Raw genomic sequence first — 15,457 nt, 5'->3', positions numbered from 1 at the left:
CGGCAGGAACACCGGCGCGAACAACGTCGCGTCGTAGGCGTGCGCCGCGTTCCAGTACGGGTAGTTCAGAAGGACCACGTCACCGGCGTGCAGGTTCTCGGCGCCGAGGTACTCCACGCCCTTGCGCAGGGAGTAGTCGTTCGCGCCGAGGAAGAACGTCAGGCCCGGGGCCTCCGCGATCAGCTCCAGCCGCTCGTCGTAGATCGAGATGCCGAAGTCGAGCACCTCGTAGATCACCGGGTTGAACGCCGTTCGGATCAGCGTCGTGCGCATCTCCTCCGCCGCCGCCAGCAGGTACGAGCGCACCACCTCGACCGTCGCGCCGTCCGGCTGCCGCGGGGTCATCGCGCCTCCTCAGGGGTCACGAGCAGGTATCCGTGCTCCTCGACAGTGACCAGCTGGCCGCTGTGCACCACGGTCGTCGAGGTGCCCTCGTCGACCAGCGCGGGCCCGGCGAACGTGTCACCGGCCTCAAGCAGCGCCCGGTCGTACACCGCGAACTCGGCCTGCGCACGGGTGCCGAAGTCGAACGCCGCGCGGTGGCGCACGAACGCCTGTGCCGGGTCGCCGTCGCCGGCCGGCACCGCGCGCAGCTCCGGACGGGCTGTGCGCCCGGTCCCCCGCACCCGGCTGGTGAGGATCTGCACGCGGTTGTCCATCGCATGCCCGTACCGCGAGCGGTGCTGGGCGTGGAACTCGGCGGCGACGGCCTTCGGATCGATCGGCAGCTCGACGGGGACGGTCAACGCGTGCTCCTGTCCGACGTACCGCAGCTCCAGCTGCATCTCCAGGCCGGCCGCGTCCCCATCGACTCCCTGATCGACCAGCGCCGCCCGTCCCGCGGCGGCCAGCTCGCCGAGCTCGGCGGCGAGGCCGTCGAGGTCGGCGGGACGATCGGGGTCGTCGAGAGTCTCCATCCGGGTCCGGGAGTGGTCGGTGACGACGTCGGCGCTGAGCATCCCCCAGGCGGAGAACCCGGACGGCGCGAAGGGGACGATCACCTCCCCGACGCCCATCTCCCGCGCCAGCAGCGGCGCGATCAGCGGGCCGGCGCCCCCGAAGGCCAGCAGTGAGAACGCCCGTGGGTCGCGGCCCCGCTCGACCGTGATCTGGCGGACCGCGCCGACGGTGCGGGCGAGCATCACGTCGAGAACACCTGCGGCCGCCTGCTCGACCGGCAGTGCGAGCGGCTCGGCCAGCCGGGAGCACACGGCGTCCCGGGCCGCCTCGTCGTGCAGCCGCATCGCGCCGGCGAGGAAGCTGCCCGGGTCGACGTAGCCGAGCACGACAGAGGCGTCGGTGACGGTCGGCTCGGTGCCGCCGCGGCCGTAGCAGACCGGTCCGGGCTCGGCACCCGCGCTGCGCGGGCCGACCTTGAGCAGGCCGCGCTCGATCGTCGCGATCGAGCCGCCACCTGCGCCGATGGTGCGGATGTCGTAGGTCGGGATGAGCAGCGGGTAGTGCTCGAGCTCGGCCTCGTGGGTGACGACGGCGGCGCCGTCCTCGATCACGCAGGCGTCCAGCGACGTGCCGCCGATGTCGAACGTGAGCACGTTGCGCCTGCCCAGCGCCTCCGCGACGTACGCCCCGCCGACGATCCCGCCCGCGGGGCCCGACAGCACCGTGGGCGTGGGTGAGCGGCGCGCCGCCGCCGAGGTCATCGAGCCGCCGCCCGAGCGCATGATGAGGAAGCGGCCGGCGAACCCGCGGGCCGCCAGGCCGCGCTCGAGCTCTTCGACGTAGTGCTCGAAGATCGGCCGGATGTACGCCTCGAGGACCGTCGTCGAGGTGCGCTCGTACTCCCGGTACTCGCGGGCGATGTCGGTGGACACCGAGACCGTCACCTGGGGGTACCACTCCTGCAGCAACTCGGCGGCCCGCTGTTCGGAGGACGGGTCGAGGTAGGAGTGCACGAAGCAGATCGCGATCGAGCCGACGCCCTCGTCCTCGACGAGCCGGCGGGCGGCGGCCCGCAGGTCGTCCTCGTCGAGGGGCTCGACGTTACGGCCGCGGTGGTCCAGCCGGCCGCGCACGCCCGCGGTGTGCCTGCGCTGCACGAGCCCGGGCGGGCGCTGGTACTGGAAGTCGTACATCCGGTCGTCGGGCACGTTCCCGCGGCCGATGAGGAAGATGTCGCGCAGCCCCGCGTTCGTGATGATCCCGGTGGTGCCGCCGCGGCGCTCCAGCACGGCGTTGAGACCGAGCGTCGTGCCGTGGATGAACAGCTCGACCTGCGCGAGGTCCGTGCCGAGTGCCTCTACCGCCGCGAGCACGCCCAGCCACGGTTGCGTCGGTGTCGTCGAGGCCTTGCGGAAGCGCACGGTCCCGGCCCGCCCGTCGAGCTCCATGGCGTCGACGAACGTGCCGCCGATGTCGACGGCGAGCCGGTAGGGGCGTTCCGGCCCCGTCTCGGGAGTCATCACGAAATCCGTCCTTCCGGGCTACCGGCATCCACGACCCGGCCACCGAGGCGGGGAGCGGCGTCGAGCAGGGCACGGGTGTAGGGGTGGCGCGGGGCGGTGAAGACCTCGGCGGTGGTGCCGGCGTCGACGATCTCGCCGCGGTACAGCACGACCACGCGGTCGCAGAACGAGCGCACGGTCGCGAGGTCGTGCGAGACGAACAGCTGAGCGCGCTCCCCCTCGGCGGCCAGCTCGCGGATCAGCTCGAGGATCGTGGCCTGCACCGTCACGTCCAGCGCGGACGTCGGCTCGTCGAACACGAGCACATCGGGCTCGGCGACGAGAGCACGGGCGATGCCGACCCGCTGGGCCTGCCCGCCGGACAGCTGGTGCGGCAGGCGGGTCAGGAAGCTCGCGTCGAGCCCGGTGCGCGCCAGCACGGCGCCGGCCCGCGCGGCCCGTTCGGCCGGCGGCAGGCGCAGCGGCAGCAGCGGCTCGGCCACCGCGTCGAGCACCGAGCGTCGGGGATCGAGCGCGCCGAGCGGGTCCTGGAACACCATCTGGACGGTGCGGCTCAACGCCCGCCGCTGCGTCCGGCCGAGCCGGATGAGGTCGACGGCGCCGAGCCGGGCGCGCCCGTCCGCCAGCGGGACCAGGCCCATCAGCATGCGGGCGAGCGTCGTCTTCCCGGAGCCGCTCTCCCCGACCACGCCCACGGTCTCACCCGGGCGGACCGCGAGATCTACGCCGCGCAGCGCGTGCTGGCGACGCCGGCCGAAGCGGGCGCGGTAGTGCACATGCGCCTCCTCCAGCACGACGGCGGGTTCCGCGTCCGGCGGCGGCGCCGGGGTAGGCAGGGGCCGGTCGATGTCCGGCACGGCGGCGAGCAGCTCCCGCGTGTACTCCCGGGCGGGCGCGGCGACGACCGCGGCCATCGGCCCCTCCTCCACCACCTCACCCGCGCGCAGCACGACGACCCGGTCGCACACCCGTGCCGCGGCGGCGATGTCGTGGGTGATGAGCAGCACGCCGCGCTGCTCGCCGATCTCGCCGGTAGTGCCGTCGGCGAGCCGGCGCAGCAGGTCCAGGGCGTCGCGGGTGAGGGTGACGTCCAGTCCGGTGGTGGGCTCGTCGGCCAGCACCAGCCCCGGGTCGCACGCGAGCGCGGCCGCGATCATCACCCGCTGGGCCATGCCGCCGGAGAGCTCATGGGGGTGGGCGGCGAGCACCCGCGCCACGTCGGGGATCCCGACGGCCCGCAGCAGCTCCTCGCCTGCGGCGAGTGCGGCGTCGCCGCGCAGGTCCCGGTGGGCGGCGAGCCGGTCACCGAGCTGCCTGCGGACCGACCGCAGCGGCTCCAGCGCGGCACGCGGGTTCTGGAAGCACATCGCGACGCCGTGGCCGCGGTGCGCTGCGAGCTCCCGCTCGTCCATCGCGAGGACGTCCCGGCCGCGGAAGCGGACCTGCCCGCAGGTGCGTGCGCCGGGCGGGAGCATCGCGATCGCGGCGCGCGCGAGCATGCTCTTCCCGCCGCCGCTCTCCCCCACCAGGCCGACCACCTCGCCGGCCCGCACCCGGAGGTCGACACCGCGCAGGGCCTGGACATCGCCCTCCGGGGTGGGGATGGTGACCTCGAGGCCACGGACGTCGAGCAGCACGGTGTCGTCGGAGCGGTGGGTCATCGGCTCGTCCGCCTCGTCGCCCGCTCCTGCAGCCCTTCACCGAGCAGGCTGAACCCCAGCACGCACACGACGAGCGCGAGGCCCGGCGGCACGGTGGTCCACAGCCGCCCTGCGACGACGTCCGAGGTCCCCTGGCTGATCATCGCTCCCCACTCGGCCTCGGGCACGGGCACGCCGAGACCGAGGAAGGACAGACCCGCCAGCGTGAGCATCGCCCAGCCCACGTTCAGGGGCGCGACGATCCGCACGGCCGTCAGGCTGTTGGGCAGGACGTGGCGCCACAGGACCGCGCTCGCCGGGATCCCCGAGGTGCGGGCGGCGTCGACGTAGGCCAGCTCGCGCACCGTTCGGACCTCGGCGCGCACCAGCCGGGCGTAGGACGGGATCGAGACGACGGCGACGACGACCGTCAGGTTCACCAGCCCGGGCCCGAGCATCGCGGCCACCGCGAGCGCGAGGATGAAGGTGGGGAACGACTGCACGATCTCCAGCAGCCGCATCACGACCGCGTCGAACCAGCCGCCCGTGTAGCCGGTCAGCACCCCCAGCAGCGCGCCGCCGAGGACCGCCAGTACGACGGCGGTGAGGGCGACACCCAGGTCGACGCGTGCGGCGTGCACGATCCGGCTCCAGACGTCCATGCCGTTGGCGTCGGTGCCGAGCATGTGCGCGCCGCCCGGGGCCTGCCGGATGGCCGCAGGGTCGATCTGCGTCGGGCCCCACGGACTCAGCAGCGGCGCGACGAGCGCGACCAGCACGACGGCGGCGATGAGGCCGGCGCCGGCCCACACCAGGGTCCGCCGTCCACCGGCCCCGGTGGCCGCGGTGGTGCGCCGGATGACGCCGAGTGGACCGGGACCCGTCACGAGAGCCGCACCCTCGGGTCGAGCGCGGCGTGGAGGACGTCGGCCACGAGGTAGGCCAGTGCGTAGACCAGCGCAATGATCATCACTCCGGCCTGCACGACCGGGTAGTCGCGCTGCAGCAGGCCGCGCAGCAACCACTGCCCCATGCCCTGCCAGGAGAAGACCTGCTCGACGAGCACGACGCCGCCGAGGACGTTGCCCAGCACGATCGCGGCGAGCGTCGGGACCCGGGCCAGGGTGCCGCGCAGCAGGTAGCCGTGCAGGAGGGTGCGGCCGCGCAGCCCGTGTGCAGTGGCGGTCTGCCACGGCGCGGCGGCCCGGATCTCCAGCGCCGCGGCACGGACGCTGCGCAGCAGCGAGGCGGACACGCCGACCGCGATCGTCAGCACCGGGAGCGCGAGGTGCGCGAGCGCGGAACCGAGCGCCGGCATGTCGAGCGTCAGCACCGCGTCGAGCGCCTCGGCCCCGGTGAGCGGCAGCGGCGCCGTGTCACGGTCGATCCGCCCGCTGGGGCCGGGGAACCAGCCGAGCATCTGGTACCCGATGACGATCAGCACGAGCCCCAGCCAGAACTCGGGCAGGGCCGTCCCGACCAGCGAGCCGACCCGGGTGATCTGGTCGGTCGGACGCCCCACCCGGGCCGCCGACCAGATCCCCAGGACAAGCGAGACCCCGAGCGCGATCACGACGGCGAGGACGACGAGCTCGAGGGTCGGCGCCAGCCGGGTGGCGAGCTCGACCACCACGGGGGTCCCGCTCTGGATGGACGTGCCGAGGTCGCCGGTGAGCAGACCGCCCGCGTAGTCGAGGAACTGCTGCCAGAGCGACCCGTCGAGGCCGAGCCGGGCGCGGATCGCGGCGATGTCCTCCGCGGTGCTGCTCGGGCTGACGAAGGCCTGCACCGGGTCGCCTGGCAGCACCCGGACGAGCACGAAGGTCAGCACGACGACCCCGAGCAGGACCGGCACGACCAGCGCGAGGCGCAGGGCGAGGTAGCGGACGAGTCGCATTGCCGCCCGGCTCAGCCGCGGGTGAAGGTGTTGAATCGGATGAGCCCGTCCACCGGCTGCACGAACCCGCCGACGTCGTCGCGGACCGGCAGCGCGAAGTTCGGCTGCGCCAGCGGGATCGCCGGGACGTCCCGCGCCAGCGCAGCTTGCACCTGCGCCCAGATCGCCTCGCGGGCGGACTCGTCGGTGATAGTGCGCGCCCCCTCGACCGCGGCGTCGACCTCCGGGCTCGAGTAGTTGGCGTAATTGAGGTAGCCGTTGCTGGCGAAGGTGGTGTTGACGAGGTACTCGACGTCGTTGACCCACTGCTGTCCGGTCGCGACCTGCATGTCGAGGTCGCCGGCGGCACGGCGTTCCCCGATCGTCGCGGGGTCGAGGGGCAACGGGGTTGCGGTGATGCCGATCGGGGCGAGGGCGTCCTTCACGAGGATCGCGATCTGCTCGGACGCGCGGTCCTCGGCGGGATAGGCCAGGTCGACGGTCACCGCCCCGGCCCCCGACTCTGCCATCAGGCGGGTGGCCTCGGCGATGTCCTGCTCGTACGGGAACCCGGCCTCGGTGTAGCCGGGCATGTCGATGGGCACCAGGCTGTGCGGCCGGCGGGCCTCGCCGCCGTAGACCGTGGCGATGATCTGTTCGTACGGCAGCGCGCTCGCCACGGCCCGGCGCACCAGCACGTCGTCGAACGGCGCCGCTGTGGTGTTCATCGGCAGGGAGACCTGCTCGTTGCTGGGCGTCGACAGGACCTCGACCCCAGGTGCGCCCTCGAGATCGGCGATCTCGGCGGCGGACAGGCCCATCGCCACGTCCACGTCGCCCTCGCGCAGCAGCAGCGCGGCGGAGGCGGTGTCGGGCACGACGGTGAAGCGGATCGTCTCGATCTCGGCCGCGTTGTCGGCCGGGTACGCGGGGTTGGCCCGCAGCACGATCTCCTGGCCGGGCGTGGCCTCGGCGACGACGTAGTATCCCCCGTCGGTCGGGTTCTGGGCAGCCCACTCCTGTGCCCACGGGTCGTCCGGGGTGGCGTGCTGCTGCATCGTCTCGGCGTCGTGGACGAAGAGGCTGATGGCCTGGACCTGCTCGGTCAGCGCACTCGGCCAGTCCTGCTCGAAGACCACCGTGCGGTCGTCCACGACCCGGATCTGGTCGGGCGAGGTCAGCCCGATGAGCCGGTAGACACCGGCGACGTTCGCGTTGGCGGCGAGGGCGCGGTCCTTGGACCACTTCACGTCCGAGGCGGTGAGCGGGTTCCCGTTGGGGAACGCGGCCCCCTCGCGGAGCCTCAGCGTCCAGGTCTGCCCGTCGTCGCTGGTGAAGGACTCCGCCCAGGTCGGGAAGATGTTCGCGGTGTCGAGGGTCTGGCCGCCGTCGACGGCCGTGACACCGTAGTCGACGAGGTAGGGGTAGATGTTCTTGAACAGCGTCAGGGCCGGCAGGTCGAAGGCGACGAAGTCCTGGTCCCAGCTGCTCGGGTAGGACGTGATCGCGACCCGCAGCTCGTCGGCCGCTTGGTCCTGGGCGCCGCCACCGGCCCCCTGCACGCTCGCGGCGCAGCCGGTCACGGCGAGGACGGCCGCGGTGACGAGGCCGAGTCCCGTCCGACGGACACCGCGACGAGGGTGAGCACGGGCCACGAGTCCTCCTGAAGGGAGCGCCACGCCGGCGGTTGGTCAGATGCACATGTTCTACTGTATTGAACACCTTGTTCGGTAGTACCTAACAAAAAGTTGCATCGCAGGACCGTCAGTAGTGACGCGGAGTGACGACGGAGATCACGACGGTGGTCTCGGTTCCGTCGTTGTAGAGCGAGTGCGGCGTGTTCGAACGCAGGAAGAGGCTGTCGCCGGGGCCGAGCCGGTACTCCTTGCCCGCGACCTCGTAGAGCAACTCGCCGCTGAGCACGTAGGCGAACTCCTCACCCCGGTGGCCGGCGGCGGGCTCGCGCTGCCCGCCCGGCGGGATGTGGACCAGCATCGGCTCGAGCACGAGGCCGGGCACCCGGGCGGACAACAACTCGAAGTGCTGCCCGCTGGACTCGACCCGACGACGCTCGGCGGCCCTGGTGACGGTGAACACGACCGCGTCGTCGTCGGGTGGCGAGGCGACCGGCACGTCGCTGAAGAATTCGCCCATCGACAGGCCGAGCGCGGCAGCCACCTCGTGCAGCCGGGTCAGAGCGATCGAGCTCAACCCGCGTTCGACCTGGGAGAGGAAGCCGACGGACAGGCCGCTGCGCTGGGCGAGCTGCCGCAGGGAGATCCCGGCTTCCTGGCGCAGCCGGCGCAACCGCGGCCCGACCGCGTTCAGATCCGCTCCGCCGGACACGGGCTCGGCCGACTCGTCACCGCGCGCCCTTCCCGGCGGCCTCATCGGAGCCCGCGGCGCATGTCGCTGCGGCAGGGCGGGATGTTCGGGCGCATCGACTCGCTCTCCGGGCTGGGACATCGGCGCCGCAGGCACCGGATCCGGACCGATGTACGCCGCATGTCGACCTGTTCGGTCACACTAAACGGCTCGAATCAGCAGATCCACTCTGGGCCGACTCGATCCTCGACGCCCCCTGCCCTGGGCGCGCTCGCGGTGCCCTCCGCCCGGAGCCATGGCGAATGCCTCCACGAGGACGACCATGACGGCGTGTGCGACGCCGTTGTTGACACGGCATTTCCTCCGTCGTTGCTCCCGTCGCACGGCGGCGTTGTTGACCAGCAGGCCAACCGGGCCCACGGCACCGGCCTGGGGAGGTCCACCTGAGCGTCGTCGTCAGGGGCCACCCAGCCGGGCAGCGCGATCGGCGGGCGACTGCGCGAGCAGCCCTTGACAGCTTTCCTCTCGCTGATGGAGAGTGAGCGCTCAGCAGCTACTAATGCGTATTAGGTGGAGGTCAAGGTTGACCGAGTTCCTCGTTCGCCGGCTCGCCCAGGCGGCATTCGTCGTATGGGGCGCCCTGACGATCACCTTCGTGATCGTGCGTCTGGTGCCAGGTGATCCGGCGGCGATCATTCTCGGTCCGTTCTCCGACGAGACGCAGCGAGCGGCCCTCAGGACCGAGCTCGGGCTCGACGACTCGGTACCCGTCCAGTACGTGCGCTACCTGGTCGATGCATGTCAGGGCGACTTCGGTGAGTCGTTCCGGCTCACCGGGAACGCGATGGACGCGGTACTGGCCGCATTGCCGGCAACCGCGGTGCTGGCCATCGCAGCCATGCTCGTCGTGATGGCGCTGAGCCTCCCACTCGGCATCGCCGCGGCCCGCCACCCGAACGGTGCTGTCGACCGTCTCGTGTCGGCCGCGTCGATGGTGGGGCAGTCCCTGCCGCAGTTCTGGGTCGGCATCATGCTCATCCTCGTCTTCGCCGGCGGTCTGGGGCTGTTCCCGACGTCGGGCGCCGGTTCACTTCGCAGCCTGGTTCTGCCCGCGGTCGCGCTCGCCCTGCCCTACGTCGGCTGGCTCGCCCGCCTCGTTCGAGCAGGCGTCCTGGACGAGCTCGGGGCCGACTACGTGCGCACCGCGCGGTCGAAAGGCATCGCCGAACGCGCGGTCTTCTACGGACACGTGCTGCGCAACGCCCTCGTCCCTGTCGTCACCGCGGCGGCCCTCGTGCTCGGAGTGTTCCTGGGCGGGGCGGTCATCATCGAGGTGGTCTTCGCCTGGCCGGGAGTCGGCAAGCTCCTCATCGACTCCATCTCCTACCGCGACTACTCCGTCGTGCAGGCCGCGGTCGTCCTCATCGCCGTGAGCTACGCGCTACTGAACCTGGCCGTCGACCTCGTCTACGGCTACCTCGACCCGCGCATCCGCGTCGGAGGTGCCTGACATGGTCGACGTCCAAGCCGTACCGGCCAGCCGGACAGGAGCTCGCGGTGCCGCCGCACGAACAGGGCTCCGCGGAGGCGTGCTGTTCTGGCTCGCCGCCTGCTTCAGCGTCTTCTACCTGCTGGTCGCGGTGTTCGGACCGCTGATCATCCAGTACGACGGGGTGGGCACGAACATCGGTGACCGGCTCCTCCCGCCGCTGTCGACCACGACCACCGGGGCAACCGCCTGGTTCGGCACGGACCAGGTCGGCCGGGACCTGCTCGCGCAGGTGGTGCAGGGAGCGCGGGTCTCGCTCCTCGTCGCGACCGGGACGATCCTGATCGGGGGCGGCGTCGGACTGCTGCTCGGGATGGTCGCCGGCTACTTCGGCGGCGTCATCGACACGGTGATCATGCGCCTGGCCGACATCCAGCTGGCCTTCCCGGGCATCCTGCTCGCGATCCTGCTCGCGGCGGTCCTCGGTCCGAGCCTGCTCAACGTCATCGTCGTGCTGGCGGTGCTGCGCTGGGTCGTCTTCGCCAGGCTCGTGCGCGGTTCGACGTTGGGCACGCGCGGGCGTGAGTTCGTCGACTCGGCACGGGTCCTCGGGGTCGGCACCCCTCGAATCCTCCGGCGCTACATCCTCCCTGCGGTCCTCACTCCGTTCATCGTCACCGCGACCGTCCAGGTCGGACTGATGATCGTCGCGGAGGCGTCGCTCAGCTTCCTGGGCCTCGGCGTGCCGCCGTCGACGGCCTCGTGGGGCACCACGATCGCGAACGGTCGCGAGTACCTGAGCACGGCGTGGTGGATCGCGACCCTCCCCGGGGTCGTGCTCGCGCTTGTCGTGCTCTCCCTCGGGATCCTCGGCGACCAGCTCCGTGACCGGCTGGATCCCAAGCTCCGCTCCTGACCTCGCACCGGCGCCGCTGCTTCCCGGCCGCCGACATCCCCACTCTCGAGGAGAACGCCATGCTTCCGCCACCCGCCCCGGGCCTCCACCGCCGCGACTTCCTGCGATGGACCGGCCTCACCGTCCTGGGCGCCACCACCGTCGGCGCGACCGGTTGCTCCGTGCTGTCGGGCGGGGACTCTGCCGCGGGCGGGCAGGCAGGCGCGGGGGCGCTCACGGTCGCGTGCCAGCGCTCGCTCGACAACCTCGACCCGCACGGCCCCTTCGCAGCAACGGAGCAGATCCGGCTGTTCGGCCAGCAGGTGTTCGACACGCTGGTCGAGCGGCGAGACGGCGAGCTCGTGCCGTCGGTCGCCGCCGGCTGGGACAATCCCGAACCGGCGGTCTGGCGCTTTACCCTCCGCGACGACGTCGTCTTTCACGACGGCGCACCGCTCACCGCCGAGGACGCCGCCTACTCCGTCACACGGCAGGCGGGTGCAGACTCCCCGCTCGCAAGCCTCTGGTCGGCCCTCGAGTCGGCGCAGGCGGAGAACCCGACCACGCTCGTCCTGCGCACCGAGCAGCCCCTCGGCACGGTTCTGGCCAACCTCTCGCTACTGCGGCTGCTACCCGCGGGCAAGACCGAGGCGAGCGACTTCTTCCGCTCCCCCATCGGCAGCGGGGCGTTCCGCGTCAGCTCCTTCGTCCCCGGAGACCGTGTCGAGCTGGAGGGCAACGCCCAGTACTGGAACGGCGCTCCGGCCTCGAACCGGCTCGTGCTGCGCAGCATCGCCGAGGAGACCACGAGGGTCACCGCGCTCGAGTCCGGCGAGGTCCAGCTCACCTGGCCGCTGCCGGCCGACCAGATCGCGCGGCTGCAGCAGAACAGCGATCTGCGCGTCTACGTGGAGCCGAGCTACCAGCACTGGTTCAACTGGTTCAACTGCAGCCGGGCCCCCTTCACCGACCCGCGCGTCCGCAAGGCCATGTGGCACGCGCTCGACACGCGGTCATTGGCCGACAACATCTTCTCCGAGGCCGCCACGGTGGCACAGGCGCCGATCGCTTCGGCGGTCTTCGGGTTCCAGGCCCAGGAGCCGTACGCCTACGACCCGCAGCTGGCCCGCAACCTCCTGGCCGAGGCGGGCATGCCCGACGGCTTCAGCACCAGCCTGATCTGGAACCGGACGCAGGCGCCGCAGGTCCGCCAGGTGGCGGAGACCTTCATCTCCGCGTGGCGCGAGATTGGCGTCGAGGTGATCCCGCAGGAGCTGGAGGAGGCCCAGTGGCTGGAACGCCTCCTCGCGCTCGACTGGGACATGGACCTGCAGACCAACGTCACCGCCTCGGGCGACGCGGACTACACCCTCGGACGCCTGTACCTGTCGTCGGCGAACCGGCTCGGCTACGCCAACCCCGAGCTGGACGACGTGCTCACAGGCGCGCGTCGGTCGGTCGACCAGGCCGAACGTGAGCAGCTCTACGGGCGGGCCTGCCGGATCCTCTGGGACGACGCCGCCGCCATCTGGCCCATCGAGATGCGCATGAACTTCGCGACCAGGACCGACGTCACCGGCTTCCAGCCGACGCCGCACGAGGCGCCCGACCTCGGGCCGGTGAGCCGTGCGGTCTGACCCATCGACGGGTGCCGCCGCCGTCCTGCCCCACGACGAGCGACCCGCCCACCTGCTCGAAGTGGACGGCCTCAGCGTGGAGTTCCAGACCCGGGATGGAACGGTGCGCGTCGTCGACGACGTGTCGTTCGCCCTCCGGGAGGGCGAGACCCTCGCGGTGCTGGGCGAGTCCGGGAGCGGGAAGTCGGTCACGTCGCTGGCGGTCCTCGGGCTACTCCCCCGGCCGGCGGGACGGATCGTCTCCGGCTCCGTCCGATTCCGCGGAACAGACCTGACCGCGCTGGACGAGAGGCAGCTCCGGGAGCTTCGCGGCGAACGGTTGGCGATGGTGTTCCAGGACCCGCAGAGCGCGCTCAACCCGGTCATGACCGTGGGCGACCAGATCGGGGAGGCGGCCCGCCGCCGCCGACGGCTCTCGCGACGGGCCGCCCGCGCGAAGGCGATCGACATGATGCGGCTCGTACGCATCCCGGACGCGGAACGGCGCGTCGACGACTACCCGCACCAGTTCTCGGGCGGGATGAGGCAACGCGCCGTCATCGCCATGGCGCTGGCGCTCGATCCGGACCTGGTCATCGCCGACGAGCCGACCACCGCGCTCGACGTGACAGTCCAGCAACAGATCATGTCGTTGCTGCGGGAGCTGCAGCAGAGCCGCGGCGTCGGGCTGGTCCTGATCTCGCACGATCTCGGGGTGGTGGCGGGAGCCGCGGACCGCGTTGTCGTGATGTACGGCGGACGGGTGATCGAGTCCGGCCCGCTCCGGCCGGTGTACGACCGACCGGCACACCCCTACACGGTGGGCCTCATGCGGTCGGTACCAGAAGCCGAGGGCGACGCCCCGCTCGTCCCCATCCCCGGTGCCCCGCCCAGTCCGGCGGACCTTCCAACCGGATGCGCCTTCCACCCCCGCTGCCCGCTGGCCGCGGACCGGTGCCGAACGGAGATCCCCCCGCTCCAGCCCGTCGGGCCCGACCGGCTGAGCGCCTGCCACTACGCGGAGGAGGTGCAGCGTGACGGAGTCCCCGTCCAGCCGGCTGGCTGAGCCGCTGCTCGACGTGCGTGACCTGCATACCTCTTTCCCCATCCGGTCCGGCCTGCTGCGTCGGACCACTGGAGAGGTCCAGGCCGTCGCCGGTGTCAGCATCGCCCTGCACGAGGGCGAGACCCTCGGACTGGTCGGAGAGTCCGGCTGCGGCAAGTCGACGCTCGCCCGGACGCTGGTCGGGCTGAACCGCGCGTCGGCAGGCTCCGTCACGTTCGGTGGCCGCGACGTGCTCCGGCTGGCCGGTGCAGAGCGGCGCGCCTTCCGCCGTGACGTCCAGATGGTCTTCCAGGATCCGTTCGCCTCGCTCAACCCCCGCATGACGGTCGGCGAGCTGGTGACCGAGGCGTGGGAGGTCCACCCCGGTCTGGTGGCGCGGGGGGACCGCGAGGCGGAGCTGCACCGGCTACTGCGCCAGGTCGGTCTCGACCCGGCCGCCGCCACTCGGTACCCCCACCAGTTCTCCGGTGGCCAGCGCCAGCGGATCAGCATCGCCCGTGCTCTCGCCGTGCGACCACGGCTGCTCATCTGCGACGAGGCGGTCTCCGCGCTCGACGTATCGATCCAGGGACAGATTCTCAACCTCCTCACCCAGCTGCAGCGCGACCTCGGCATCGCGTACCTCTTCATCTCCCACGACCTCGCCGTGATCCGCCACATCAGCGATCGAGTGGCGGTGATGTACCTCGGCCGGATCGTCGAGACGGGCACCCGCGCGGAGGTGTTCGATCGGCCGCGGCACCCGTACACGCAGGCCCTGCTGTCCGCCGCACCCGTGGTCAGACCGTGGGAGCACGAGGGGCGCGTGGTGCTGCCCCTCGAGGGCGACCTGCCCTCCCCCGCTGATCCGCCCACCGGATGCCGGTTCCGCACGCGCTGCCCACGCGCGGAGGAGCGTTGCAGCGTGGAGGAGCCCACGCTCGTCGTCCGCGGCGACCACCCGAGCGCCTGCCACTTCGCTGTGGACCCGGGCCCGAAGGTCCTGGCGGAGGCCAGAGTGGGCAGGCTCCGATGAGCGGCAACCGGGCGGGGCGGGGGCGCATCCGCCAGTCGGACATCGCCCGGCTCGCTGGCGTCTCCCAGACCACGGTGTCGCTGGTGCTCAACGGAGCGGCCGAGAGCGCCGCGATCGCGGAGAGCACCCGGGAGCGCGTCCTCGCCGCCGCGGAGGAGCTGAGCTACGTCGCGGACCCCGCCGCGCTCAGCCTCGCCAGCGGCCGCAACAGGCTGCTCGGTGTACACACGTTCATGGCGACGTTCCCGCTCGGGATGTCGAACAACTACTACCCCTACCTCGCCGGTGTGGAAGAGGAGACGGCCGCCCAGGGCTACGACCTCCTGCTGTTCACCGGCTCCGCGGCCGAGCCGGGCGCCGGTCCGGTGGAGCTCCCCCGTCTGCGGATGGCCGACGGCGCACTGCTCATCGGGCGCCGCTTCGCCTTGAAGGGTGTGGAGTCCTTGCTGGACTCCGGCTTCCCGCTGGTCTACGTCGGCCGCCACGACGAGCTCGGTCCTCGTCTCCCCTACGTCGGCGCCGACTACGTGACGGCGACCGCCACGCTGGTGCACCGGCTGCACACCCTCGGACACCGGCGCTTCGTCTACGTCCGCGAGCTCGACGACGCCGTGGCTTCCGACGACCGCCAGCACGGCTTCGCCACCGGCGCCGAGGCACTCGGCCTCGCCGCGGACGACGCCGTCGTCGTGCGCACCGACGGTTCCGACATCACGCCCGAGACCGTCACGGCGTGGCTCGAGGACGGCCGCACCGCCGTGATCGCTGAGGGCGGCACCGACGACCTGGCGGCGGCCCGTGCGGTGCAGAACGCCGCGGCCACCGCCGGGGTGCGTTTCCCCGACGACCTCTCGCTGGCGCTCACAGGCGAGCAGGTAGGCCACGAGTGCGGCGCCCCCGTCCTGACCGGATACAGCGTTCCGCGCCAGGAGATGGGCAGGCAGGCCGTACGGCTCCTGATCGACCTCGTGACTGGGGCGCCGGTGCCCGCTGCACGACGACAGCGGCTGCTCAGCTGCTCGCCGCTGGAGGGTGTGACCTCAGGCCCACCACGTTGACCCGAGCGCTCCGGCCATCTCAGCAACCTGCCCGACCTGCGACGACGTTCCGCG

At 72.0% G+C, this 15,457-nt stretch carries 13 protein-coding genes; 6 read left to right on the top strand and 7 right to left on the bottom strand.

All coding sequences use genetic code 11. The annotated features are described in order from the left end of the window. From CFP66_RS37870 to CFP66_RS37840, 7 genes are all read right to left on the bottom strand, one after another. Positions 1 to 345, bottom strand: a 345-nt coding sequence (locus CFP66_RS37870; RefSeq protein WP_143517510.1) for a hydantoinase B/oxoprolinase family protein, incomplete at its 3' end; no start/stop codon positions are given. Beyond that, positions 342 to 2,420, bottom strand: a complete 2,079-nt coding sequence (locus CFP66_RS37865; protein ID WP_094930178.1) for a hydantoinase/oxoprolinase family protein — start codon at positions 2,418 to 2,420, stop codon at positions 342 to 344. The genes CFP66_RS37865 and CFP66_RS37870, both read right to left, overlap by 4 nt. After that, positions 2,420 to 4,084 carry an ABC transporter ATP-binding protein gene (gene nikE, locus CFP66_RS37860; protein WP_094930177.1) on the bottom strand — a complete coding sequence of 555 codons (1,665 nt, stop codon included), beginning with the start codon at positions 4,082 to 4,084 and terminating at the stop codon, positions 2,420 to 2,422. Before nikE ends, CFP66_RS37865 begins: the two co-directional genes overlap by 1 nt. After that, a complete protein-coding gene (locus CFP66_RS37855) occupies positions 4,081 to 4,950 on the bottom strand; it encodes an ABC transporter permease (RefSeq protein WP_094930176.1) in 870 nt (289 codons plus the stop codon). Before CFP66_RS37855 ends, nikE begins: the two co-directional genes overlap by 4 nt. Next, positions 4,947 to 5,960 (bottom strand): ABC transporter permease, encoded by a 1,014-nt coding sequence (locus tag CFP66_RS37850; RefSeq protein ID WP_094930175.1) that lies wholly within the window; start codon positions 5,958 to 5,960, stop codon positions 4,947 to 4,949. Before CFP66_RS37850 ends, CFP66_RS37855 begins: the two co-directional genes overlap by 4 nt. Positions 5,961 to 5,971: 11 nt before the next feature. Next, the gene (locus CFP66_RS37845; protein ID WP_158228375.1) at positions 5,972 to 7,594 is read right to left on the bottom strand and encodes an ABC transporter substrate-binding protein; all 1,623 of its coding nucleotides are present in this window, start codon (positions 7,592 to 7,594) and stop codon (positions 5,972 to 5,974) included. 109 nt (positions 7,595 to 7,703) lie between these two features. After that, complete coding sequence (locus tag CFP66_RS37840) at positions 7,704 to 8,285, bottom strand: cupin domain-containing protein (protein WP_198961938.1); 582 nt, start codon at positions 8,283 to 8,285, stop codon at positions 7,704 to 7,706. Positions 8,286 to 8,847: 562 nt separating this feature from the next. Between CFP66_RS37840 and CFP66_RS37835 the strand changes: the two genes are divergently transcribed. The 6 genes from CFP66_RS37835 to CFP66_RS37810 are packed head-to-tail and all read left to right on the top strand — an operon-like array spanning position 8,848 to position 15,403. Further along, positions 8,848 to 9,774, top strand: coding sequence for an ABC transporter permease (locus tag CFP66_RS37835; RefSeq protein ID WP_094930172.1), 927 nt, complete (start codon positions 8,848 to 8,850; stop codon positions 9,772 to 9,774). A gap of 1 nt (position 9,775) precedes the next feature. Further along, the gene (locus CFP66_RS37830) at positions 9,776 to 10,669 is read left to right on the top strand and encodes an ABC transporter permease (RefSeq protein WP_094930171.1); all 894 of its coding nucleotides are present in this window, start codon (positions 9,776 to 9,778) and stop codon (positions 10,667 to 10,669) included. Positions 10,670 to 10,728: 59 nt separating this feature from the next. Then, the gene (locus CFP66_RS37825) at positions 10,729 to 12,285 is read left to right on the top strand and encodes an ABC transporter substrate-binding protein (RefSeq protein ID WP_094930170.1); all 1,557 of its coding nucleotides are present in this window, start codon (positions 10,729 to 10,731) and stop codon (positions 12,283 to 12,285) included. Positions 12,286 to 12,310: 25 nt separating this feature from the next. Then, positions 12,311 to 13,330 carry an ABC transporter ATP-binding protein gene (locus CFP66_RS37820; RefSeq protein WP_233160042.1) on the top strand — a complete coding sequence of 340 codons (1,020 nt, stop codon included), beginning with the start codon at positions 12,311 to 12,313 and terminating at the stop codon, positions 13,328 to 13,330. Continuing rightward, positions 13,323 to 14,345, top strand: a complete 1,023-nt coding sequence (locus CFP66_RS37815) for an ABC transporter ATP-binding protein (protein WP_094930189.1) — start codon at positions 13,323 to 13,325, stop codon at positions 14,343 to 14,345. The genes CFP66_RS37820 and CFP66_RS37815 overlap by 8 nt, the downstream gene beginning before the upstream one ends. After that, positions 14,342 to 15,403 carry a LacI family DNA-binding transcriptional regulator gene (locus CFP66_RS37810; RefSeq protein ID WP_094930169.1) on the top strand — a complete coding sequence of 354 codons (1,062 nt, stop codon included), beginning with the start codon at positions 14,342 to 14,344 and terminating at the stop codon, positions 15,401 to 15,403. The genes CFP66_RS37815 and CFP66_RS37810 overlap by 4 nt, the downstream gene beginning before the upstream one ends. Positions 15,404 to 15,457: the final 54 nt, after the last annotated feature.

The organism is Pseudonocardia sp. MH-G8 (assembly GCF_002262885.1).
Classification (GTDB): domain Bacteria; phylum Actinomycetota; class Actinomycetes; order Mycobacteriales; family Pseudonocardiaceae; genus Pseudonocardia.
Note: the sequence above shows the minus strand (reverse complement) of the source record. Positions and strands in the feature narration are given on the sequence as shown.